Source organism: Devosia oryzisoli (genome assembly GCF_014837245.1).
In the GTDB taxonomy this organism is placed as follows: Bacteria; Pseudomonadota; Alphaproteobacteria; order Rhizobiales; family Devosiaceae; genus Devosia; species Devosia oryzisoli.
This window is the reverse complement of sequence record NZ_JACYFU010000002.1, coordinates 233,442-256,373: the sequence shown is the minus strand read 5'-3', so window position 1 is coordinate 256,373 and position 22,932 is coordinate 233,442. Positions and strand designations below refer to the sequence as shown.

The 22,932-nt window shown below is 65.8% G+C and carries 23 protein-coding genes; 17 read left to right on the top strand and 6 right to left on the bottom strand.

The annotated features are described in order from the left end of the window. The first annotated feature begins 9 nt into the window (after nucleotides 1-9). Together IC608_RS07825 and IC608_RS07820 are read left to right on the top strand one after the other, a co-directional pair. Nucleotides 10-564: a biliverdin-producing heme oxygenase gene (locus tag IC608_RS07825; protein WP_191774244.1), complete on the top strand. Its 555-nt coding sequence runs from the start codon at nucleotides 10-12 to the stop codon at nucleotides 562-564. Beyond that, a complete protein-coding gene (locus IC608_RS07820) occupies nucleotides 561-3,113 on the top strand; it encodes an HWE histidine kinase domain-containing protein (RefSeq protein ID WP_191774242.1) in 2,553 nt (850 codons plus the stop codon). The genes IC608_RS07825 and IC608_RS07820 overlap by 4 nt, the downstream gene beginning before the upstream one ends. On the opposite strand, the gene IC608_RS07815 is transcribed toward IC608_RS07820, so the two are convergent. Then, nucleotides 3,100-4,383: a TIGR03808 family TAT-translocated repetitive protein gene (locus tag IC608_RS07815; protein ID WP_191774240.1), complete on the bottom strand. Its 1,284-nt coding sequence runs from the start codon at nucleotides 4,381-4,383 to the stop codon at nucleotides 3,100-3,102. The two genes, IC608_RS07820 and IC608_RS07815, sit on opposite strands and share 14 nt — an antisense overlap. Nucleotides 4,384-4,523: 140 nt before the next feature. On the opposite strand from IC608_RS07815, the gene IC608_RS07810 reads away from it, so the two are divergent. After that, complete coding sequence (locus tag IC608_RS07810; protein WP_191774238.1) at nucleotides 4,524-6,029, top strand: helicase HerA-like domain-containing protein; 1,506 nt, start codon at nucleotides 4,524-4,526, stop codon at nucleotides 6,027-6,029. Nucleotide 6,030: 1 nt separating this feature from the next. Further along, nucleotides 6,031-6,564: a hypothetical protein gene (locus IC608_RS07805; RefSeq protein ID WP_191774236.1), complete on the top strand. Its 534-nt coding sequence runs from the start codon at nucleotides 6,031-6,033 to the stop codon at nucleotides 6,562-6,564. Between the two features lie 2 nt (nucleotides 6,565-6,566). Here the strand turns inward: IC608_RS07805 and IC608_RS07800 are convergent, their stop codons facing one another. Next, entirely contained in the window at nucleotides 6,567-7,106 is a 540-nt protein-coding gene (locus IC608_RS07800) for a response regulator (RefSeq protein WP_191774234.1), read from the bottom strand. 206 nt (nucleotides 7,107-7,312) lie between these two features. Further along, complete coding sequence (locus IC608_RS07795; RefSeq protein ID WP_191774231.1) at nucleotides 7,313-9,388, bottom strand: S9 family peptidase; 2,076 nt, start codon at nucleotides 9,386-9,388, stop codon at nucleotides 7,313-7,315. Nucleotides 9,389-9,605: 217 nt separating this feature from the next. Between IC608_RS07795 and IC608_RS07790 the strand changes: the two genes are divergently transcribed. The 10 genes from IC608_RS07790 (at nucleotide 9,606) to IC608_RS07745 (ending at nucleotide 17,083) form a co-directional block, all read left to right on the top strand. Next, nucleotides 9,606-12,017, top strand: coding sequence for a putative monovalent cation/H+ antiporter subunit A (locus IC608_RS07790; protein ID WP_248306265.1), 2,412 nt, complete (start codon nucleotides 9,606-9,608; stop codon nucleotides 12,015-12,017). Then, nucleotides 12,014-12,439 (top strand): MnhB domain-containing protein, encoded by a 426-nt coding sequence (locus IC608_RS07785; protein WP_191774228.1) that lies wholly within the window; start codon nucleotides 12,014-12,016, stop codon nucleotides 12,437-12,439. The genes IC608_RS07790 and IC608_RS07785 overlap by 4 nt, the downstream gene beginning before the upstream one ends. Next, nucleotides 12,439-12,816 (top strand): Na+/H+ antiporter subunit C, encoded by a 378-nt coding sequence (locus IC608_RS07780; RefSeq protein WP_191774226.1) that lies wholly within the window; start codon nucleotides 12,439-12,441, stop codon nucleotides 12,814-12,816. Before IC608_RS07785 ends, IC608_RS07780 begins: the two co-directional genes overlap by 1 nt. 4 nt (nucleotides 12,817-12,820) lie before the next feature. Next, entirely contained in the window at nucleotides 12,821-14,428 is a 1,608-nt protein-coding gene (locus IC608_RS07775; protein WP_191774224.1) for a proton-conducting transporter transmembrane domain-containing protein, read from the top strand. After that, nucleotides 14,425-14,904, top strand: a complete 480-nt coding sequence (locus IC608_RS07770; RefSeq protein WP_191774222.1) for a Na+/H+ antiporter subunit E — start codon at nucleotides 14,425-14,427, stop codon at nucleotides 14,902-14,904. Before IC608_RS07775 ends, IC608_RS07770 begins: the two co-directional genes overlap by 4 nt. Then, nucleotides 14,901-15,203, top strand: coding sequence for an MrpF/PhaF family protein (locus IC608_RS07765; protein WP_191774220.1), 303 nt, complete (start codon nucleotides 14,901-14,903; stop codon nucleotides 15,201-15,203). The genes IC608_RS07770 and IC608_RS07765 overlap by 4 nt, the downstream gene beginning before the upstream one ends. Then, nucleotides 15,200-15,580, top strand: a complete 381-nt coding sequence (mnhG, locus tag IC608_RS07760; protein ID WP_191774218.1) for a monovalent cation/H(+) antiporter subunit G — start codon at nucleotides 15,200-15,202, stop codon at nucleotides 15,578-15,580. Before IC608_RS07765 ends, mnhG begins: the two co-directional genes overlap by 4 nt. A 101-nt stretch (nucleotides 15,581-15,681) precedes the next feature. Beyond that, on the top strand, nucleotides 15,682-16,104 hold the full coding sequence (locus tag IC608_RS07755; RefSeq protein ID WP_191774216.1) for a Ros/MucR family transcriptional regulator: 423 nt from the start codon (nucleotides 15,682-15,684) through the stop codon (nucleotides 16,102-16,104). A gap of 141 nt (nucleotides 16,105-16,245) precedes the next feature. Further along, nucleotides 16,246-16,593, top strand: coding sequence for a helix-turn-helix domain-containing protein (locus IC608_RS07750; protein ID WP_191774214.1), 348 nt, complete (start codon nucleotides 16,246-16,248; stop codon nucleotides 16,591-16,593). Next, a complete protein-coding gene (locus tag IC608_RS07745; protein ID WP_191774212.1) occupies nucleotides 16,586-17,083 on the top strand; it encodes a DUF6456 domain-containing protein in 498 nt (165 codons plus the stop codon). The genes IC608_RS07750 and IC608_RS07745 overlap by 8 nt, the downstream gene beginning before the upstream one ends. On the opposite strand, the gene IC608_RS07740 is transcribed toward IC608_RS07745, so the two are convergent. Together IC608_RS07740 and IC608_RS07735 are read right to left on the bottom strand one after the other, a co-directional pair. Next, nucleotides 17,080-17,511, bottom strand: coding sequence for a SufE family protein (locus tag IC608_RS07740; RefSeq protein ID WP_191774210.1), 432 nt, complete (start codon nucleotides 17,509-17,511; stop codon nucleotides 17,080-17,082). The genes IC608_RS07745 and IC608_RS07740 overlap by 4 nt on opposite strands. Nucleotides 17,512-17,670: 159 nt before the next feature. Next, complete coding sequence (locus tag IC608_RS07735; RefSeq protein WP_191774208.1) at nucleotides 17,671-17,961, bottom strand: hypothetical protein; 291 nt, start codon at nucleotides 17,959-17,961, stop codon at nucleotides 17,671-17,673. A gap of 338 nt (nucleotides 17,962-18,299) precedes the next feature. Between IC608_RS07735 and IC608_RS07730 the strand changes: the two genes are divergently transcribed. From IC608_RS07730 to IC608_RS07720, 3 genes are read left to right on the top strand one after another with little or no spacing between them, the layout of a single operon-like run. Then, nucleotides 18,300-20,111, top strand: coding sequence for a PAS domain-containing sensor histidine kinase (locus tag IC608_RS07730; RefSeq protein WP_191774206.1), 1,812 nt, complete (start codon nucleotides 18,300-18,302; stop codon nucleotides 20,109-20,111). Next, nucleotides 20,108-21,373 (top strand): peptidoglycan-binding domain-containing protein, encoded by a 1,266-nt coding sequence (locus IC608_RS07725; protein ID WP_248306264.1) that lies wholly within the window; start codon nucleotides 20,108-20,110, stop codon nucleotides 21,371-21,373. The genes IC608_RS07730 and IC608_RS07725 overlap by 4 nt, the downstream gene beginning before the upstream one ends. 1 nt (nucleotide 21,374) lies before the next feature. Beyond that, nucleotides 21,375-21,728, top strand: coding sequence for a DUF1491 family protein (locus IC608_RS07720; RefSeq protein WP_345890864.1), 354 nt, complete (start codon nucleotides 21,375-21,377; stop codon nucleotides 21,726-21,728). Here IC608_RS07720 and IC608_RS07715 read toward each other — a convergent pair. Further along, the gene (locus IC608_RS07715; RefSeq protein WP_191774200.1) at nucleotides 21,725-22,870 is read right to left on the bottom strand and encodes a DUF2336 domain-containing protein; all 1,146 of its coding nucleotides are present in this window, start codon (nucleotides 22,868-22,870) and stop codon (nucleotides 21,725-21,727) included. The two genes, IC608_RS07720 and IC608_RS07715, sit on opposite strands and share 4 nt — an antisense overlap. Nucleotides 22,871-22,932: the final 62 nt, after the last annotated feature.

Here is a 22,932-nt window from a genome sequence, read left to right as displayed (position 1 = left end):
GACAGCTTGATGCCGCATACCCCGAGACGTTGGGCCCTCCGCGAACAGACGACGACGTTGCACGACGCTGTCGACGACGCGGTCGGGTCGTTTTCTACGCTGTGCGAATATGGCCGGTACCTCAGGCACATGACCGCCTTCCGGCTGCCTGTGGAGCGCAGTCTGCGGGACGCGGCCTGGCCGGACGCCTTCGCGGACTGGCGCCCGACGGTCATCGCCGGGAGCATCGAACAGGATCTGGCGGATCTTGGCCTCGACATGCCTCCGCTCGAAGCGCTGGAGGGGCCGCGCGATACGGATGAACTGATGGGCGTCAGCTACGTGCTGCAGGGATCGAGCCTGGGGGCGCAGGTGCTGCTCAAGCGGGCCGAGGCTCTGGGTCTCTCCTCTGATTTCGGAGCGCGGCACCTGGCGGCACAGGCCAATGGCGCAGCGCGGTGGCGGCGCTATCTCGATCTTCTCGAAAGCGCAGAGGGTCTGGACATGGACCGGGTGGTTCAGGCCAGCTCCGCCACGTTCCAGCAGGCCAAAAGCGCCTTTGCCGGCGACGTCGTCCCCGCATGAACCCGTCCCAACCGGTCGACCTGACCAATTGCGATCGCGAACCGATCCATATCCCGGGCAGCATCCAGCCGCACGGGGCCCTGTTAGCGACGGACGTGACGGTGACAACCGTGCTGCGCCACTCGGCCAATGCGCCCGACATGCTGGGCCTTCCGGCCGACCCCAACGGCATGACGCTGGAGGCCGTGCTGGGCGGCGAGTTGACCCATACCTTGCGCAACGCCCTGGCCACGGCCGGTGACGCCGGGCGGCCGGCGCTGATGATCGGGCAAAAGCTCGCCAATGGGGCGACGGCGGACATTGCCATTCACCGCTACCTCTCCGACGTCATCATCGAGTTCGAGATCCACGCAGGCGATCATCCGGACCAGCCGCTGCAATTGGCGCGCACGATGATCGGCCGGGTGTCCAGCATCAACGAAATCCTGCCGCTGGCCCGCCAGACGGCGCGGCTGGTGCGCGGTCTGCTCGGTTACGACCGGGTCATGATCTACCAGTTCGAAGCCGATGGCTCGGGCAAGGTGATCAGCGAGGCCAAGCGCCCGGACCTCGAGAGTTTTCTTGGCCAGTATTTTCCAGCCACGGACATCCCCAGGCAGGCGCGGGCGCTCTACCTCAAGAACACCATCCGGGTCATTTCGGACTCGCGCTTTAGTCCGGTGCCGCTGGTGCCGCAGTTCGATGCCTCGGGCGAGCCGCTGGACCTGTCCTACGCGCATCTGCGCAGCGTTTCCCCGATCCACTGCGAATATCTGCGCAATATGGGCGTGGGGGCGTCGATGTCGGTGTCGATCATCGTCGACGGCGAGTTGTGGGGCATGATCGCCTGCCACAATTATTCACCCAAGGTGCTACCGATGGCGCTGCGGGTGGCGACCGAGATGTTCGGTGATTTCCTGTCGCTGCATCTGGGCACGCTGCGGCAGAAGTTGCGTCTCGACACGGCGGCGCGGGCGCGGGCCTATCTCGATCGCATCCAGCAGATGGCCACCGGGCGCGACGTAGCCGATCTTCTGGTGGAGCAGGTGCAGGAGATGGGAGACGTCCTGCGCAATGACGGGTTCGGGCTTTATCTCGACGGCGTGTGGACGGGCTTTGGCAGCACGCCGCCGCTCGATGCCATCCCGGACCTCGCCCGGTTCGTCGGCAGCGTGGCGGATAATCGAGTGTGGGCGACCCACGCGGTCGCCAGCCGGTTTGCTCCGGCCGAGGACTATTACGGGGACGCTGCTGGACTTCTGGCGATACCGCTCTCGCAACTGCCGCGCGACTACATCTTCTTTTTTCGCAAGGAGATGCTGCAGACGCTGAACTGGGCGGGCAATCCGGAGAAATCCTACGAAACCGGACCGATGGGGGATCGGCTGACGCCGCGCAAGAGCTTTGCGATCTGGAAGGAGACGGTGCATCGCCAGGCCGAACCCTGGTCCGAGAGCGAGCGGGAAATCGCCGAGGCGATGCGCTCGTCCATTGTTGAGGTGCTCCTGCGCCACAGCGAGCTGATGGCCGATGAGCGCGCCAAATCCGACGTGCGCCAGCGCATGCTCAACGAGGAGCTGAACCATCGGGTCAAGAACATCCTCGCGGTGATCAAGTCGCTGGTGGGGCAGCCCGTGCAGGAGGGCAAGAGCCTGCAGGACTATGTCGATTCGCTCAGGGGCCGCATCCAGGCACTGGCGCTGGCGCATGACCAAGTGATCCGCGGCGATGGCGGCGGACGATTGGCCGATCTGCTGCAGGCGGAATTGAGCCCCTATCGCACCAGCAGTAATGTGGCGGACATTGTCGGCCCCGATGTCTGGCTCGACGCACGGGCGTTTTCGGTGATGGCGCTGGTGTCGCACGAATTGGCGACGAATGCGGCCAAATATGGCGCCCTTTCGGTGGCAGGTGGGCGTCTCTCGATCAACTGGGACCTGGCTGAAAATGGCGACTGCCATCTCAAGTGGCAGGAATTCGATGGCCCTCCGGTGCGTCCGCCCACCCGGCAGGGTTTTGGCACCGCGCTGCTCGATCGCAGCCTGCCGTACGAGCTCAACGGCACCAGCGACATCACCTATGCGCCCGATGGCCTGCGGGCCGAGTTCTGTCTGCCGGCGCGGAACCTGCGGGGCGGCGGGACGGTGGTGAAGGTTCACGTCGTGGACGCGCAGGCCCCCAAGGCGCAGCGCGATGCCTTGCCGGCCGACCTGCATATCCTTCTTCTCGAAGACCAGATGCTGATCGCCATGGACGTGGAAACCATGCTCGCCGACCGGGGTTTCGAGGCGATCAGCACGACCAATGCGGCCGACCAGGCGCTGCGGCTGCTGGACACGCGCCGGCCCGACATTGCGATGCTCGACGTCAACCTGGGCGTCGGGACCTCGGTGCCGGTGGCTGAAAAGCTGACCGCGCTGGGCGTGCCGTTCGTGTTCGCGACCGGCTATGGCGAAGGCGGCGCCATCCCCGAGCACCTCTCGCAAGTGCCCGTGGTGCGCAAGCCCTATCAGATCGGCTCGCTGATGGCAGCGCTGGCGAGGGCCTATCGCGAAGCTAGCGGAAGCTGAGCTGCGGGTAGCGGTCGGCGGCGGCGGCGAGATCGGGTTCGGCGACCTGCGTCCAGCGCATGCCGGCAATGGCGTGCTCGGTGGCGTCGAGCTGGTTGCCGGTGATGGTCACCGCGCCTGCGCCTTCGGCCACGCTGACGCCGATGCCGATGCGGCTGTTGGTGACCACATTGCCGCTGATGGCGACGTTGCGCAGATACGGTCCCCAACCGGCGCCGATGGCGATGCCCGGAACGCCGTCGACGACATTGCCGGCGATCGCGGCATCGGCTTCGGCGAAGATGCCGAAGGGGCGGGTGTCGGGATTGACCGCAGAGGACGGGGCAATGGTGCGCACGATATTGCCCGAGCACACGGCCATGTGGCCCTCGGCGTCGAGATTGGTCATGGAAATCCCGCCAGCCGCGCCGTCGACGACGTTGTTGGCGATGATGGAGCCGGAAAAACCGAACTCGGAAAAGATGGCCACTTCGCCCGAGGCGAGGCACTGATTGCCGCTGACCTGCGCGTTGCGCGTGGCGTTGAGCCGGATGGCGGAGAAGGCGCAACCGGAAATGGCGTTGTCGCCGACGATGACGTTGTCGGCGCGGAAGACGTTGATGCCGTTGCCGTTCTGGCCGTTGCCGCCGTCGCGCCAGTCGATCTCGGAGATGACGTTGCCGCGCACGATGGAATTGTCGGCGCCGCTTTCGGAGCGCCAGATGCGGATGCCCGCATTGCCGCAGCGGGCGATGCGGTTGCCGGTGATGAAGAGGCCGGTGCTGTCCATGGCGTGGATGGCGGCATCGCCATGGCCGGAGAAGTCGCAGCCATCAATGATGGCGGCGCTGGCCGAAAGTTGGAGCGCCATGCCGGGGCTGTCGCGGAAGAGGCAGCTGGTGAGGGTGACGCCGCTGCTGCGCTCGATCGCCAGCAGAGCATCGCTGCCGCTGTCGCCGACAAAGCCGATGTCGCGCAGGGTGAGGTTTGACACGCTCGAAATGGCGCCGATGGCCGCGCCCTGGGCGACAAGCCATGTCGCGCCGGGAATGCCCTCGATCGTCATGCTGGAGGGGAGGCGAAGGCCGGAGACGCGAAAGCGGCCCGGCGGCAGGAGGAGGCGTCCCGCCGGGGCCGCGGCGTCAATGGCGGCCTGGAGCGCGCCGGTCTGGTCAGCCGTGGAGGCAGGGTCGAACTCCTGCGCCAGGGTGAGGCCAGGGACAAGGGCGGCGGCTGCGACCGCGAGGCCACCCAGAGTGACCGCGCGACGGGTGAGACGGGGACTTTTCATGACAACATACTGCCCGAATGGCGGCGCGAAGCGAGGCAATCCGGGGGCGGTGGTGAACGAACACTGTCGGTGCTTGCTTGTCCCACTTGGCTCCTGCTGGCTATAACGGGCGCGACTCCATGTGGGACAAGGCGGTTCGGATGCTCGTTGACGGCAAGATTTTTCTGGGAGTGAGCGACCGCCCGGAATACCTCAACCTCAAATATGGCAATCGCCATGGCCTCGTCACCGGCGCCACCGGCACGGGCAAGACGGTGAGCCTGCAGGTGCTGGCCGAAGGGTTTTCGGCGGCCGGGGTGCCGGTGTTCGCCGCCGATATCAAGGGGGATTTGTCCGGCATCTCGCGCATGGGGCAGGCGCAGGCCTGGCAGACCAAGCGCGCCGAGGAGATCGGCTTTTCCGAGTTCGCCGATGACGTCTTTCCGGTGATCTTCTGGGATCTGTTCGGCAAGCAGGGGCACCCGGTGCGCACCACCATCTCCGAGATGGGGCCGGTGCTGCTGGCGCGCATCCTCGACCTCAACGACACGCAGGAGGGTGTGCTCAACATCGCGTTCCGCCTGGCCGATGACGAAGGCCTGCTGCTGCTCGACCTCAAGGACCTGCGGGCACTTCTGACGGAGGTGCAGGAGCGGGCGCGGGAGATTTCCGGGCGCTATGGCAATGTGACGACGGCATCCATCGGCGCCATTCAGCGCGCGCTGCTGGTGCTGGAGGAGCAGGGGGCGGACAATTTCTTCGGCGAGCGGGCGCTCAGCGTCGCCGACCTCATGCGCACCGATACGGACGGGCGCGGCTTCGTCTCGATCCTGGCCGCTGACCAGTTGATGCAGGCGCCGCGGCTCTACGCCACGTTCCTGCTCTGGCTGCTCTCGGAACTGTTCGAGGAACTGCCCGAGGTGGGAGACCTCGACAAGCCCAGGCTCGTCTTCTTCTTCGACGAGGCGCACCTGCTGTTCGACGACGCCCCCAAGGCGCTGGTCGACAAGGTGGAGCAGGTGGTCAAGCTGATCCGGTCCAAGGGCGTCGGCGTCTATTTCGTCACGCAGAACCCCGTCGACATTCCCGAAAGCGTGCTGGCGCAGCTCGCCAACCGGGTGCAGCACGCCCTGCGCGCCTATACGCCGCGCGAGCAGAAGGCGGTGAAGGTGGCGGCCGAGACGTTCCGGCCCAACCCGGCCTTTTCGACGGAAGACGCGATCACCCAGCTTGGCATCGGCGAGGCGCTGGTCTCCGTGCTGGAGGACAAGGGCGTCCCCTCCATGGTGGGGCGCACGATGATTCGGCCCCCTTCGGCGCAAGTGGGACCGATCTCGCCGGCCGAACGCGACGCGATCATGGCAAACTCACCGGTCGGGGGGCTTTATGACAGTGTGACGGATCGAGAGTCGGCGTTCGAAATCCTGCAGCGGCGGGCGCGGGACAAGCAGCTGGACGCCGAGCGGGCCCAGTACGAAGACCAGCGCCAGCGCGAGGCGGACGAACTGGCGCGGGATCGGGAGAGACTGGAGCGCGCCAATACTCCGCGCCGCAGCACGCGCCAGAGCCCGACCGAGGCCGCCATGACCTCGCTGGCGCGCAGCGTCGCCAATACGCTCGGGCGCGAAATCGTCCGGGGCATTCTCGGCGGATTGAGGCGGCGCTGAGATGGCCAGCCCAACGATCGGCATCCTGACATCGGACCGCGGGCCGGGAGACCCGGAGCGCGCCAGCCTCATGGGCGAGGCGGGGCGTCTTCTTGCGCGCAAAGGGGTCGAGATGGTGTGCCTCGCGGAACAGGGCGTCGTGCCAGTGCCGCTGATTTCGGCGGCACGCACGGCAGGCGGTACGGTGACGGTGCTGGCGGACGCCAGCATCGTGCTGCCCGCGGCGCTGGCGGCCGTGCCCATTTCGGTGGTGCCGGACCGCGCCGAGCGCATGGCGCAACTGGCCAAGGTCGATGTGCTTGTCGGACTGCCCGGATCGCTGGCTTCTGCCACGGCCCTGTTTGGGGCGTGGGCAGCGGGGCAGGGCGTGCCGGTGGTGATGCTCAACCGGCACCGGGCCTTCGAAGCGATGCGCGGGTTTGCCGCCGACGTCTTGGCGCACAGCGTTTCGGGCCACGACCGCAAGGTGCAGTTCGCCGACAGCGTCGACGATCTCTGGAACAAGATCAGCTGGCTGCTGGCGCAGCGCAAATAGCGTTAGTGAAGGGGCTCGGCTTCGCGCTGGCGACGGTCGGGGAAGAGCGGCACGACATTGTCGGTGCTGCGGCGCGCCGGGCGAATGTCGGGCTGCCGGAACGGCACGCGATCGCGGCGCTCGGGACCGCGATAGCCGGAGCCCAAAAGGCCAACGACGCTGCGGTGCAGGAGCCGGGCCTGGACGCGCTGCAGCAGGTGACGCGGCGACATCGGCTTGACGAGGACCTCATCGATGCCGGCGCTGATGGTCTGTTCGCGCATCGGAGGCGTGATGGCGCGGGTGAGGCCGATGACGGGCAGATCGCGCGAGACCAGAGAGGGGTTGAGGCGGATCGCTTCAACGATCTCGTAGGCGGGACGATCTTCGCGGTCGAAATCGATGACCAGCATGTCGAGCGGCGCGATGCCCATATAGGAGACCAGCTCCCGCTCGCCCTCGAAGGGCCGGACGCGCAGGCGCGTATCCCCGGCCAGGACCATGGTCAGCAACGCACTGAGGGCCGGATTGCCAGCCAGGATGGCGACGGTCTTGCCTGTCACGAACGCTCCTTAAAGAGTTAAGGGTTCGTTAACACGGGCGGGTGACCGGTTGAAGGGACGAGTGCGGCTTATCCCTACACAATGCCGCTCAAGGTAAACGCGGCAAAAGAAATGGCGGCCGATCGGACCGGTCGCCATTTTGCAGGACTGCGCGGAAGAGCGTTCGCGGGCGCTTCCTCGACCATCTTATCGACGGGCTCGGTCGCCTAACCGTCGAGGCCGGCAGACTTGATGGCGAAGGCATAGCACATGGCCGTTTCCTTGAGCCGGTCGAAGCGGCCCGATGCGCCGCCGTGGCCCGCACCCATATTGGTGCGCAGGTAGAGCGGCGCCTCGCCCAGCCCGGTGGCGCGCAGCCGCGCAACCCATTTGGCCGGCTCCCAATAGGTGACGCGCGGATCGGTGAGGCCGGCAAGGGCGAAGATCGGCGGGTAGGCCTGGGCGCTGACCTGCTCGTAGGGGGCATAGGCGGCAATGCGCCGATAGTCCTCGATCGAGGTGATGGGATTGCCCCATTCGGGCCACTCGGGCGGGGTGAGGGGGAGCGTGTCGTCCAGCATGGTGTTGAGCACGTCCACGAACGGCACCTGCGCCACGATGCCGGCCCAGAGCTCGGGCCGCATATTGGCGATGGCGCCCATCAGCATGCCGCCCGCCGATCCGCCCTGCGCGACGATCTGGCCCTTGGCGGTATAGCCCTTCTCGATCAGCATTTCGGCGGCGGCGATGAAATCGGTGAAGGTGTTGGTCTTGTGCTCGCGCCGGCCGAGCCGATACCAGCGATAGCCCTTTTCCATGCCGCCCCGGACGTGGGCGATGGCATAGACGAAGCCGCGATCGACCAGCGACAGGACGGAGACGGAAAACGCCGCCGGCATGCTCATGCCATAGGCGCCATAGCCGTAGAGCAGGGTCGGATTGGACCCATCGAGGACGAGGCCCTTGCGATAGAGAAGCGTCACCGGGACCTCTTCTCCGTCAGGCGCGCGGGCGAACAGCCGCCGCGTCTCGTAGTCGTCAGGATCGTGGCCGGAGGGCACTTCCTGCGTCTTGAGGAGGGTACGCTCCCCGGTTTCGAGATCGACGTCGAAGGTCTGCTGCGGCGTGGTGGGGGAGGAATAGGTGAGGCGGAAGACGGAGGTGTCGAATTCGTAGCCGACCGACATGCCGAGCGAATAGGCATCTTCCTCGAAATGGACAGTCTCTTCCCGATCGGTGCGCAGGTCGCGCACCACGATGCGCGGCAGGCCGTTGAAGCGCTCGAGGCGCAGCATGTGGTTGGACAGGACGATGAGGTCGAGGATCAGCACGCCCTGCCGATGGGGCACGAGGTCGACCCAGTTTTCCGAACCCGGATCGTCTGCCGGGGCGGTGACGATCTTGAAGTCTTCGGCGCCATCGGCGTTGGTGCGGATGAAGAGCGTGCCGCTGCGTTCGTCGATCTCGTATTCACGATCCGTCTGGCGCGGGGAGACGCAGCGCGGCTGGCCGCCCGTCGCCGCGTCGATCAGCCAGACCTCGCTGGTCTGGTGGTCATGCGCGTCGATGACGATGAACTTGTCCGAAAGGGTCTTGCCGACGCTGACGAAGAAGCCCGGATCACGTTCTTCGTAGATCACCGGATCATCGGCCTGGGCGGTGCCGATGTCGTGGCGCCGGATGCGCCAGGGGCGGTGGTTGTCGTCGTATTCGGTGTAGTAGATGGCCCGGCTGTCGTTGGACCAGACATAGCCTCCGGCGGTGCCGCGGATGATCTCCTCGCTGTCGATGCCGGTGTCGAGATCGCGCACGACGATGTCGTAATATTCCGAGCCGGCCCGGTCGGCCGCCCAGGCGAGGTAGCGGTGGGTGTCGTCGTGGCTGGCCCCGGCAAAGCCGAAATAGCCCTCGCCCGCTTCCTTGTTGCAATCGAGCAGCACGGTTTCGGCACCGCCTGCGCGCGGCGTGCGCACGACCAGCGGGTATTGCTGGCCTTCGATCATGCGCGAATTATAGGCGAAGGGGCCGTGGGGCGAGGCGACGCCGCTGTCGTCTTCCTTGATGCGCCCGCGAATCTCGCGATAGATCCGATCCTGCAAATCCGCCGTCGGTTTGCCGAAATGGTCTTCGTAGTAGGCGTTCTCGGCTTCGAGATAGGCGCGAATTTCTTCGTCCAGCACCTCGGGCTTCTGCATCACCTCCTGCCAGTTGTCGGCGCGGAGCCACGCCCATGGGTCCTCACGGACAATGCCATGATGGCTCGATGAATGGGCGATGCGCTTGGCGAGGGGTGGCTGGACCATGGTCTTTCCGGACGATTTGAGCTGAAGTGGTCGAGGCGGGTGCACAGCACATAGGCCCCCGGCGTGGGGAAAGCCAGACCGGGGGGCAGCAGCGGAAACCTTTGGACGGATCGCCACACGCGGCCGATTACGCTTGTCGTGCAATCCCCAATGGTTAAGGTCGCACCGCAGTAATGCCGAGGAATCGTTCGACGCGCCGGGGGTAATGGATTTGGGGTTGAGCCTGGACACGAGCCTGTTGCTGGTCGCGCTGGTGCCCTTTCTCGCCGCCTTCGTCGCGCCCTTCGTGCACCGCTTCATCCGGCCCGTAAGTGGCTGGATTCTGGCGCTCGTGCCGGGGGGAATCTTTCTTTATCTGCTCGGCTTCGTTGAGCCGATCGTTTCGGGCGGGACGATCAGTGCTGGCCTCGACTGGATCCCCTCCTACGACATTCGCCTGAGCTTTTTCGTCGACGGGCTGAGCCTGCTGTTCGCGCTCACCATCTCCGGCATCGGCGCGCTGGTCGTGCTCTATTCGGGGGCGTACCTGAAGGGGCATCCGCATCAGGGGCGGTTCTTCGGGTTCATCCTCGCCTTCATGGGCGCCATGCTGGGACTGGTGCTGTCGGACAGTCTCCTCGCGCTGTTCACCTTCTGGGAACTGACCTCGATCACCTCGTTCCTGCTGATCGGGTTCGACCATGGGCGGCAGGCGGCGCGGCGCGGCGCCATCCAGGCGCTGGTCATCACCAATATCGGCGGCATGTTCCTCCTGGCCGGCGGCATCCTCATCCATCAGATCGCCGGAAGCTGGGACCTGAGCGCGGTGCGGGGCATGGGCGAGGTGCTGCGCGGCTCGGGCCTCTATGGGGCGGTGCTGGTCTGCATCCTGGGGGGCGCGTTCACCAAGTCGGCGCAGTTTCCGCTGCATTTCTGGCTGCCCAACGCCATGGAGGCGCCGACGCCGGTTTCGGCATTCCTTCATTCGGCCACCATGGTGCAGGCGGGCGTGTATCTGCTGGCGCGCATGTCGCCGTCGCTGGGCGGCACCGAGGCCTGGACGCTGACGCTCACCATCATCGGCGGGGTGACGCTGCTCTGGGGCGCGCTGGGCTCGCTGCGGCAGACCGACCTCAAGCAGATCCTGGCGCAGTCGACCATCGCGTCGCTGGGCCTTCTCGTGCTGCTGATCGGGCTCGGCACCGAAGCCTCGATCGCCGCCATGGCGGTCTATTTCCTGGCCCATGCGCTCTACAAGGCCGGCCTCTTCATGGTCGCCGGGGCGGTGGACCACGAAACGGGCACGCGCGATATCACCACGCTACGGGGGTTGGCCGACAAGATGCCGGTGACCTTTATCGGCGCGGGGCTGGCGGCGCTGTCGATGATCGGCCTGCCGCTGACCATAGGGTACTTTGCCAAGGAAGAGATGTATCTGGGGCTCATCGGTGGCCAGTGGGAGACCGCGCTGGCGCTGATCGTGCTGGTGCTGGGCAATGCCCTGCTCGCCGGTGTTGCCCTGCTGGTGCTGATCCGGCCGTTCCTGGGGGATTTGGCGCCGACGCCCAAGCCGCCACACGAGGCGCCGATCGCCATGCTGGCCGGGCCGATCCTGCTCGGCGCCGGGGGTATCGTCGCAGGGCTGCTGCCCGACTGGGTGGGGCACGACGTGCTGGTGCCGGCCGCCTCGGCCGTGCTGGGCGAGACGGTCAAGAGCCATCTGTCGCTCGCCATCGACCTCACCAGCCCGCTGCTCTGGCTCTCGGCACTGACCTGGGCGCTGGGCATTCTGTTCTACCGGCAGGCCGACACGATGCGCACGCTGCTGCGGCGCTTCGAGCAGGGCCTTGGCTGGACGGCCGACACGGTGTTCGATGCGGTGATGTTCGGCCTCATCCGTTTTGCCGGGGCGGTGACGCGCTTCTTCCACCACGGCCAGCTCGAATTCTACCTGACCGTGGTTTTTGCCGGCCTGGCGCTGGCGGTGTTCGGCCCGATGTTTGCCTTTGGCGGCTTCGACTGGCTGGTGCCGGCGGCCGACCTGGGCGACTGGTCCAAGCGGCTGGTGCTGCCCGGGCTGCAGCCCTACGAATGGGGCATCATCCTGCTCGCGGTCCTTGGCCTCGTCGCCGTGCTGATCGCGGGCACGCGCCTCGTCGCCATCCTCTCGCTGGGGGCGCAGGGCACGGCGCTGGCCATGATCTTCCTGCTGTTCGGCGCGCCGGACCTGGCCTTCACCCAATTCATGGTGGAAATCCTTTCAGTTGTGATCCTGGCGCTGGTCATGACGCGCCTCAGGCTCGACGAGCGCGACCACCGGCCGTTCGAGGACTGGGCGCGCGACGGGACGCTGGCCATCGTCTGCGGGGCCGGGGTGAGCCTGCTGCTGATGCTGGTGCTGACCGGAACGCTCGACACGCGCCTGTCGGATTTCTTCACCCAGACCAGCGTGCCGATCGCGCATGGGCACAACATCGTCAACGTGATCCTCGTCGACTACCGCGGCTTCGATACGCTGGGCGAAATCTCGGTAGTGATGGGCGCCGGCATCGCCATCCTGGCGCTGCTGCGCCGCCGCAAGGCACCGCTGCCACCGCGATCGGCAGACCCGACGGAGCCGAACCACCGGGTCACGGAGGCCGAGGCATGAACACCATCATCTTTCGCACCATCGCGCCGCTCATCGTCGCGACTATGCTGGTCTTTTCCGTCTATGTCTGCCTGCGCGGGCATAACGAGCCGGGGGGCGGCTTTATCGGCGGGCTGATCGGCGCGGCCGCCATCGGCGTTTTCGGCATGGCCTCGGGGGTCGCCACGGTGCGGCAGGCACTGCGGGTCGACCCCATGGCCATTGCCGGCTTCGGCGTGTTCCTTGCCGGGTTCACCGGCGTGCTGAGCCTTTTTACCGCGTCGCCCTTCATGACTAGCATCTGGCTCTACCTGCCGATCGGTGAAACGACCATCCCGCTCTCGACGCCGCTGTTCTTCGATATCGGCGTCTATTGCGTGGTCTTCGGCACCATTTCGGCCATTGCGCTGGCGCTCGAAAGCGATCGCGAGGAGGAGCTCTGATGGACTACGTGCTGGCCGCGCTCGTCGGGCTCTTTATCGCCATGGGGGTGTACCTGCTCCTCTCGCGCTCGGTGATCCGCATGCTGATCGGCATGACCATCCTGGGCAATGGCGTAAATCTGCTGATCTTCACCGCCGGCCGGGTGACGCGCGAGGTGGCGCCGATCATTCCTTCGGCGCTGGAGCAGCCGTCCGGCCCGATCGCCAATCCGCTGCCGCAGGCGCTGATCCTCACTGCCATCGTCATCGGCTTTTCGATGTTCGCCTTTCTGCTGGTGCTGGCCTTCCGCGCCTACCAGAGCCTGGATGCCGACAATACCGACACCATGCGCCTGGCCGAGCCGGAACAGACCCCCAACCCGCCGCTGAGCTACTGACCGCATGGCCACACCGACACCGACTACCGACTTGCCCCAGGCCATGATCGAGGCGATGACGCCGGCTGCCGACTGGGTGATCGTGCTGCCGATCGTCTTTGGCCTGATGGGCGCGGCGGCGCTGCTGACCATGCGGCGTTCCAATTCGACGCCACTCCTCGTGGCCCTGGCGGTGGTTTTCGCCATCATCGCGTGTGAGGTGACGCTGTTGCTGCGCGTGCTGGCGGACGGGCCGGTCAGCATGACGATGGGCAAGTGGCTGCCGCCCTTCGGCATCAGCCTCACCGCCGACATTTTCAGCGCCGCCTTTGCACTGGGCGCGGCGGTCGTGACCGCGATCGTGCTGGTCTATGCGGAAATCGACCGCGGGGACGCGCAGGAGGCCGACACATTCCATGCGATGGTGTTGCTGCTGCTCGCCGGCGTGACCGGCGCGTTCCTGACCGGGGACCTCTTCAACCTCTATGTCTGGTTCGAGGTGATGCTGATCGCGTCCTTTGGGCTGATCGTGTTCGGCGGGCGGCCGATCCAGCTCGATGGAGCGGTGAAGTACGGCTTTCTCAATTTCCTCGCCACGACGTTTTTCCTCCTCGCGCTGGGCCTGCTCTACGGCCTGCTCGGCACGGTCAACATGGCCGACATCATGCGCGTGGCGCCGGCTGCCAACCCGGCGGCGATGGCGGGCGTGGCGGCGCTGTTGCTGCTGGCCTTCGGCATGAAGGCGGCGGCCTTTCCCGTCAATGCGTGGCTGCCAGCCTCCTACCACACGCCACCCGCTTCCGTGTCGGCGCTGTTTGCCGGGCTTTTGACCAAGGTGGGCGCCTACGCCATGCTGCGCGCGCTGGTTGCCGTGCTGCCCGGCAGCCGCGACCTGCTCGAGCCGGTGATGGCGATGATCGCCATCAGCACGCTGGTCATCGGACCCTTGGGGGCGATTGCCGAAACCAATCTGCGGCGGGCCGTGGGCTTTATCGTGATCGGCGGGATCGGCACCATCATGGCCGGCCTCAGCATGCCCAGCCTGCTCGGGGTCGCCGGAGCGGGGCTCTATATCTTCCACGCGCTTTTCACCATGACGGCGCTCTACATGATTGCCGGCCTTGTCGAAAAGCGCACCGGGGCCACCGACAGCCGGCAGATGGGTGGGCTCTATGCTGCCAGCGGCTCGATCTCGGTAATCTTCCTCGTGCTGGTGCTGGCTGCGGCGGGCGTGCCGCCTTTCCTCGGCTTCTGGCCCAAGCTCTTGCTGCTCGAAGCCGGGTTTTCGCAGGGCGCGACTGGTCCGGCGCCGGGAACCGTTGGCGTCGTCCTTGTCATCGCGCTTCTGGTCAACGCCGTGCTGACCCTGATCGCGGGAGCCCGGCTCTGGGGGCATATTTTCTGGCGCAGCGGGCCCATTGATGCAGCGCCCTCCGACGCGCCTCGTTTGCTGGCGCCGCTGACGGGGCGGGGCCGCGTGGGCTATGCTGCGACGGCAGTGCTGACGGCGCTGATCGTGGTTGCGGGGCTCTGGCCCGAGCCCGTGATGCAGGGGGCGCGGCTGGCCGCCGGGGATATCGTGGATCCGGCGCGTTATGTCGAGGCCGTCGGACTTGCGGGAGAGACACCATGACACCGGCCTTCCTGGTTATCCTGCTCGCCATCGGCTGGGGTGGCATTACCGGCAATTTCTCCGGCCTCAACCTGATCTTCGGGGCGATCATCGGTGGCGGGGCGGTGCTGTTGCTGCGCGACCATGTGGGTTCGCCCAGCGCCCTGCGCACGGTGCGGCATGTCCTGGGGCTCGTCCTTCTCTTCCTCTACGAGTTGGTGGTCAGCGCGGTGCGGGTGGCGCTGATCGTGATCCGGCCCAACATCGAGAAGGCGTTGAGCCCCGCCATCGTCGCCGTGCCGGTGAGCCTCAAGACCGACGCCGAGATCACGATTTTGGCCAACATGATCACTTTGACGCCCGGCACGCTGAGCATCGACGTCTCGGCCGATCGGCAGGTGATCTACGTGCACACGCTGGCGTTGAGCAGCAAGGAGGCGCTGGTCTCGGAGATTTCCGACGGGTTCGAGCGCAAGGTGCGAGAGGTGTTCGAATGACGGCGGCAGGCTTCATCGACATCGTGACCCTGATCACGCTGGGCATTCTGGGCCTGTCGCTGATTCTGGCCGGCGTCCGGATCGTCATCGGCCCCAGCCTCTCGGACCGCGTGCTGGCGCTGGACCTGCTCACGGTGATCGCCATGGGCTTTGTGGGCGCCATTGCGGTGCGGACCGGCCTGACGCTTTATCTCGATATCGCCATCGCGCTGGCGCTGCTGGGTTTTCTCGCGACGGTGGCTTTCGCCAGATACATCCTGTTGCGCCACCACGAAGCCGCAAAGGCAGGCCAAGGATGATCGAGGACGTGATTCTACTTATTGGCGGAATACTGTTGCTGATCGGTGCAATATTCATGCTGCTGGCGACGATCGGCGTTCTTCGCCTGCCCGATCTTTATACCCGCATGCACGCCGCCTCAAAGGCGGGCGCCGTAGGAGGAGGGTTTATTTTGCTTGCCGTTGCGTTCATCAGCCAAGATGCCGCAGTGTCGCTGCGGGCCCTGGCTGGCGTTGTATTCCTCATTCTGACAACGCCGGTTTCTGCACATCTTTTGGCGCGTGCCAGTTACATAGCGGGTTATCGGCCCTGTGAAGAAACACTACTCGACGAACTTGAATCAAAGTCTGACCTAAATCCTGCCACACAAAGCTCGCACGATACGAATAATATATGATATATAAAGGTTGCGCTGAACAGTAAAGAGACGTAGGTAATCAATCAACGCGGTAGCGCCCTGCGGCCCCGCCAACTACTTTATAGCGGAAGGCTTTTGCCATGAACGATATAACTGGCCTGGTTACCGGGCCGGACGCCGACTTGATCGAATTGAGCACAGAGATCGTGTCGGCCTATGTCAGCCACAATTCCGTCAGCCCCGGCGACTTGCCGAAGCTGATTTCCGAGGTGCACGGAGCGCTCCGGGCGCTGCAGGGCCATGAGGCCCCGGCTCCCGTGGAAGAACTCAAGCCCGCTGTGCCAGTCAAGAAATCGGTGGCTCCGGACTATATCGTGTGCCTCGAAGACGGGAAGAAGTTCAAATCCCTCAAGCGGCACCTGCGCACGCACTACAATCTCTCGCCCGAGGAATATCGGGAGAAGTGGGGCCTGCCGGCGGAGTACCCGATGGTTGCCCCGAGCTACTCGGCAACCCGCTCGAAGCTCGCCAAGGACAACGGGCTGGGCCGCAAGGTCGGCTGACCGTTTAGCGTGCTGTGAATGCCAGGCCGCCCCTCGGGCGGCCTTTTTTATTGCTCCAGCAACGAGTTGAGCCTGATTTATCCCCGGGGGATGGCAATCTGCAAATCTAGGAATATATTCCTATAATGTGCAGAGGCCATTATGAGTTCGTTATCAGAAGAACCAACCCCCACACCGGCGCAACGCGCGGCCTGCGGGCGCGTGGTCCGCCTTGTTGCGCGGCAAAAGCGTGTCCCTATCCGGCTCATAATAAACCCTTCTCGCTGCCGCGCCAATGCCGCCAAGGCCCGGCACCTGGCAATGTACCTGTCGCACGTGATGCTTGGGCAGAGCCTGTCGCAGGTGGCCGAGGTGTTCGGGCGGGATAGGACAACAGTCTCATACGCCTGCGCCCAAGTGGAGGATCTGCGCGACGATCCGACCTTCGATGCGGAAGTCACGCGGCTCGAGGAATTGATCGAGGCCGGGGAGGCGGGGGCAGATGAGTAGAGGAGAGGCGAGCATAGTTGGCCTGCCCGAGGCGGTGGGGCGCCTCTGCGGCAGTGCCGGGTATCTCTCTGACGGTCACCGCGAATCGGCGCGCCGACTCGTGCGAATGATCGAGCGGGCGCAATTGCGGCAGCGCGTGACGATGTCCTACGACCCCACGCGGATCGGCCATCGTGGCGCGAACAATCAGGACACGCTGGCCGGGACGGCGGCCGAAGCGCGGGCGCGCCTCAACGATTTGGCGCGCGCCATGCCGCCCGACTGCTGGGGCGTGGTGATCGACGTGTGCGGATTCGACAAGGGACTGCAGCAGATCGAGCTGGAAAAGGGGTGGCCCCGGCGCAGCGCCAAGCTGGTGCTGCGCATTGCGCTCGACCAATTGGCGGCGCATTGGCACCTGGGCGCGGAAGCAAGCGGCACCGCCAGCGGCCGGGTCAGCGCCTGGCTGCCTGAGCGCCCGCCGATGTTTGCCGATGACGTCCAGCCTTAGCCGCCCACGCGGGCCTGGGCTTCGGCACGGATGCGGTTGACCATGGCGACCAGGCCATTGGAGCGCTGCGTGGTGAGGTGCTCGCGCAGGCCGAGCTCGTCAAAGAGCGCGATGGCATCGGTGGCCGCGATCTCCCCGGCCGGCCGGTGCGAATAGAGCGCCAGCAGCACCGCCACGAGGCCCTGCACGATCATGGCGTCGCTTTCGCCGCGAAAGCCGAGGCCTGGCTGGCCCTCGACGGTCTCGGGCTGGGCCACGAGCCAGACCTGCGAGACGCAGCCATTGACCTTGTTCTGCGGCGTGCGCTCCGCTTCCTCAAGCTTTGGCAGGGCCTGGCCGAGCTCGATGAGATAACGATACCGCTCCTCCCAATCGTCGAGGAAGGCAAGGTTATCGGCGATGTCCTGGAAGGCTTGGGGCTGGCTCATGGGCCCTATCTAGGACAGAGCGGGAGCCTTTGCCAGTGGTGCAGAAAAATGCCGCAAGCACGGGGCAGCGTGCTTGCGGCAGGAGCCGGGGGCCGCTGGAGTAGTACCGCTTGGGCAAGCGAGGCGACCCACCGGAGTAGCAATCAGGCCCTTATGGCCTTATCCCGCGTATCCCGGCCGGGGCTTGGGGAAAGGAACGGCCGCCACATCGTCATGCATGGGAGCGGCGGCCGGTGGAGCAGGTGTGAGGGCGGCGGCGGCGATGGCCTTGCCGCTGGCGCAGGTAAAATCCTGGCACTCGATGGCGTCGATCTGGCTTGCCACGAACTGGCTGCCCCGGCTCAAGGCATCGGCCGAGACGCTGGCTGCGGCCTGCTGCACGTCAAACCCTGGCCGGATGACCATGAAGGCGAGCGTGAGCCAGAAAGCGGAACGAAGCAGCAGGAACATCGGGTCCATCCGGGGCGGGCGGGGCCATCCCGTCCGATGCCCAGCACCCTAGGGCAGGGCTCTTAAGCCGGCTTGGCGGCAATAGATAAAATGCAATTCAAATGCCGTGCTTTTTGAGAAGGAGCGCAACGGCTTGTTTACGCTAACCATACAAAGCGGCCCCTCCCGGCTGCTGCGGCGCCTCCCAGGTGGCCGCGCTTAAACCTGTCTTAGCGGTTAGCGGATCAGGGTTCCTTGCAACAGACCCGGAGCTCATCCGGGCACATGGCTCTCCCCCAAAACGGCTTCGGCCAACCGGGAAGGTCCACGAAAAAGGCGTCCACTTCGTGAGTTTATCAATGCGCTTTGCGATGCTCTTCAGGGCCGGAACAGGGGAGGATGCGGCCAAGGCCGGCCCCGGTAGCCGCCCCGAAATCCTGCGTCGCAAGACCATCGCCCATGCCGCGCAGATCCTGTGCTTTTCAGCGCTCCTGGCCATGCCGCTCGCCGTCTATCCGCTGGTGGCCGGCGCAGCGCTGCCGTTTCTGCTGTCGACCCTCGTGCTCGCGGGCAGCATGATCGCCCTCTCGCTGGTCAACCAGGGCCGGCACGACGAGGCTGCGCTGGCCGGCATGTCCACCCTCGTTGCCCTGGGGCTGGTGCTGACGCTGGCCGACCCTGCGCTGGCCGATGCCGGACTGGCTACGGCCCTCATGGGACCGGTGCTTGCCGCCCTGATCGGTCCGCAGCAGATGCGCCGGCTGAGCTGGCTGGCTATTGTGCCGGTGGCGCTCGCCGGAGCGATCGGAACGGGGTTCGGCTGGGCTCCCTTTGCCTTGCAGGGCTCGGCCGTCATGGTCTGCTCGGTGGCCGGATTCGTGGTTGCCGTTGGGGTCGTTGGCTATTGTGCACACCGGATCAATGCCGGCTACGAGGTGCACGACAAGACGCAGATCAATGCCTACCGGCACCTGATCGAACACGTGCAGGACGCCGTGCTGCGCTTTTCGTGTGACGGGCAAGTCCTGCTTGCGTCGCACTCCTCCGAAAAGCTGTTCGGGTGCCCGCGCTACCAGGTGACGGCGGCAGGCATTGGCGAGCGCCTGCACGTGCTCGACCGGCCCGCCTACCTCACCGCCTTTGCCGATGCCAACCAGGGTGGCCGCAACCGGACCATCGAGGTGCGGATGCGCCAGGACGATCCGCGCGCCGCCAGTAACGTGCCGGCCTTCATCTGGGTGGAAATCGGGTTCTCTCCGATTCGCGAGGCGGGGCCAACCGGCGGACGTTATGAAGTCATCGCTCTTTTGCGCGACGTGACGGCGCGCAAGGATGCGGAGGCCGCCATGGCCGAGGCGCGGGCCGCCGCCGAAGAGGCGTCGCAGGCCAAATCCCGGTTCCTCGCCACGATCGGCCACGAATTGCGCACGCCGCTCAACGCCGTTGTCGGGTTTTCCGAGATGATGTCGAGTGGCATCGGCGGAGAACTCTCGAGCACGCACAAGGAATATGCCGGCCTGATCCACCAGAGCGGCAAGCACCTGCTCGAGGTGGTGCGCATGTTGCTCGACATGTCCAAGATCGAGGTCGGGCGCTTTGAAATCCAGGCCGAGCCGGTAGATGTCGGGGCCATGGTGCCCGCGTGTTTTTCCATGGTGGAAACGCTGGCCCAGGCGCGTAGTGTCCGCCTGCGCACCGACATCGAGGCCGGTCTGCCGCTGTTGACGGCGGACGAGCGGGTGTGCCGGCAAATCCTGATCAACCTGCTCTCTAACGCCATCAAGTTCAGCTACGAAGGCGGGGCGGTCACCGTTTCCGTCAAGCGGCAGGGGCAGGCGATCAATTTCTCCGTGCGGGACGACGGCATCGGCATGGCGCCGACGGCCCTCAAGCGGATCGGCGAGCCGTTCTTCCAGGTGCAGGACGGGCTGACGCGCGAATATGAGGGCACGGGCCTCGGCCTGTCCATCGTCAAGGGCCTCGTGGAACTGCATGGCGGCACGCTGCGGGCCATGTCCGAAATCGGGGCAGGGACAACCATGACCATTCTCCTGCCCATAAACGGTCCGGAAACCAAACAGAGCGACACTGCCGACATCCTCACACTGCATAGAGACTCAGCGCCCACCGCGACCACTTCATGGCCAGACGAAAAAAGAAAAGCGCAATGACGGCAACCTTACTGACCCAGCTGCCGCTCACGGCGGGAGGCGCCCTGTTGGGCACTCTTGGCCGGGCCGGCCAGTGGACCCTGTCGCGCTACATGCGCGCCCCTTTGGCCTCCACGGGCCTTTTGGCGCTTGTGACGCTCACCGCCCTTGCCGGAAGCAATGCGCTTTACTTCCAGACCAAGCACCATCCGGCCCCTCTGTTTGCGCCGACCGTTCGCGTGGCAAGCGCCGAGCCGGTGGCCCCCATCCCCGAACCGGCCCAAGCCAAGCCGGTGCAGCGCGTGGCGGTGCCCGAACCTGTGGCGCCCGCCTTGCCGCCGGTGACGAGCCCCGAAACGACCGGCAGCGTGCAGACGCCCGCGCCGGCGATTCCCGATGCGCCCGTGGGCAATGCGGACGTGTTCGCAGTGCAAAAGAAGCTGGCCGAACTGCAGCTCTTCCAAGGGACGGTCGATGGCTATTACGGCCCAAAGACCGCCAGCGCGATCCGGGCCTTCGAAGAGCGCAACGGGCTGACACCGATGGGGGCGATGGACCCCAGCGTGGTTCGGGCCATCCTCGATTCCGATTCGTCCGGGCGCATGACCACGCCGGCGCAACCGCAGGCAGCCGCGGTGCCCGCGCCGCAAGCGCAGCCGGCTCCGGTGCAGCAGGCGAGCCTTGCGCCCCAGAGGGCGCAGCCGGTGGCGGTGCCGACCGAACAGCCGGCGGTAGCGCAAGATCGCGTCGTGGCCCGACTGCCCCCGCTCTCGCCGGCCGAGCAGGCGCTCGACCAGGTTGCTCAATCGGCCGCCGAGACGATCGATTCCATCATTGCGGGCCTCGACGGCGGCCGGCCGGCCGCGCAGCCGGTAGCCAATCCTCCGGTGCCCAAGGCCGATGTCCCCTCGCTCCAGCCGATGGCCCTGCCGTCGACCCAGCAGGTGGCGCAGACCCCGTCGCGGGCCGTGACGCAGGCCATGCCTGCGCCTGTAGTCGCCAACAAGCCCGTTGCCGCGCCGACGCCGCCCGTTCAGGTGGCCGATATTTCGCCTGATCCGACGGTGCCGGCGCAGGCCCCCGCCACCAACACCGAGCTGGTGATGCAAATCCAGCGGGGCCTTGCGAGCCTGGGCTTCTTCCACGCGCCGATCGATGGAAAGCCGGGCGCCGAGACGTCACGGGCGATTCGGGAGTTCGAGAACTTCTATCGCTATAAGATCACGGGGCAGGTGCAGCCGGACCTTGTCGGCCTGCTGCGCGAGGCCGGGGCGACCATCTGACGTGCCGTCGATCCGCAGCGATCTGTGGTGCATGGCCTTCATCCGGCGTCATAACGATCTAGGGCACATGTGCGTGGTCGTGCAGCGCGGCGACCCGATCGCGGGGCAGGTCTTCATCGACGTCGACCATATGGATGGAACGCGCTCGCTCTTCACGCCGGCGCCCTTCGTGAGTCGCGGCGAGGGGGTCGGCCCCATATTCCAACGCCGTTTTCAGAGAGTCGAGCCCAGCCGCGTGCACGAGCGCATCGAGCAGGAAAAGCGCTTCGACCCCGATCTCTGGGTGCTGGGGCTCGATCTGCGGACCGACGATCCGGGGATCGAAATTGTCTCGCCCGATGAGAACCGCCGCTAGCCGGCCCGGCGGACGCCCAGCCGCGACAGCGCTTCGAGGGCGTGATCCACCACCGGGTTCTGCGTCGGCCTGAGGGCAGCCGGCGTGCGGCGGCTTTCCTGCATCGATGGCAGGTATTGCGGCTTGGTCAATTCGAGCAGGTTCACTTCGCCGCGCCAGGCGCTCATCAGGTAAGCCATGGACTTGGGCGAAACCGACGCGAACATGTTGGCAAAATCGGCCAGGGCGCGCGAGCGGTCTTCGTCGTGGCTGGTCGCGTGGATCAGCACCTTGAGCCCGTCATAGGACGTGGCGCCGAAGGCGCGCAGGATGACGAACAGCGATGCGCCGGTGACGTCGTGCGCGATCTGGCCGCAGCGGACCTCATCGAGCCCGGTGATCTGGGCGAGGAGGCGGGTGACCTCGGGACGGCGATTCTCGGAAAAGAGCTTCATCAACGCCTTGGTCAGCTCCGCGGAGGCCACCGACAACTGCTCGATGGTGCGGGCGATGGGGGCTATCGGGGTCGAGCGTTCCGCGAAGGCCTGGATCACCTTGATGCGGTGCGCGTCGGAGAGATCGAAAAAGGCGGGGGCCAGGAGGCCGGCGTCGAAGTCATCGCGACGCGCCAGGGCCTCGGCGACGAGGTGGTCCATCTGCGCGGAGCGGGCGAGGGCGCTGAGATAGGCGCCGCGCGGCACGATATGGGGGTTGGCGGCTAGGGCGCGGTATACCTTGCGCGAATTCATCTGGAAGAGCTTGGCGAGCACAACGTTGGAGAGGTTCGCCCGGCTGGCCAGCGTGGTGCAGGCGGGGACGTCGTAGCGGCCGATGATGTCGAGCATCGTCTGGTCCGACAAATCCACCGCCTTTTCGAGGAACGGGATCAGGTCCTCACCGATATTGTCGACCACCAGCCGCTCGAGCATCGGGGACAGCAGTTCCGCGCGTCCAAGGATCGCGGCACCCTTGGCGCGGGCCTGGGGACCGGCAATGGGAAAGAGGCGCCCGGCGAGCGCCTCGAATTGTTCCATTTCTGGACCGGTCGGCTTGCCGCGCCGGGCATAGGCGTCGCAGGCGGCGATCAGCAAAGTATTTGTCCGGTCCACGCCGCCCGTTTCGATCAGGAGCTGGAACGTCTCGTAAGGCTGAAATCCAAGCATTTTCCGCGGAACCGTAGACTCAAAGGGTGTGTCGGCGCTGATGCAGTGGAGTTTTGACGGCA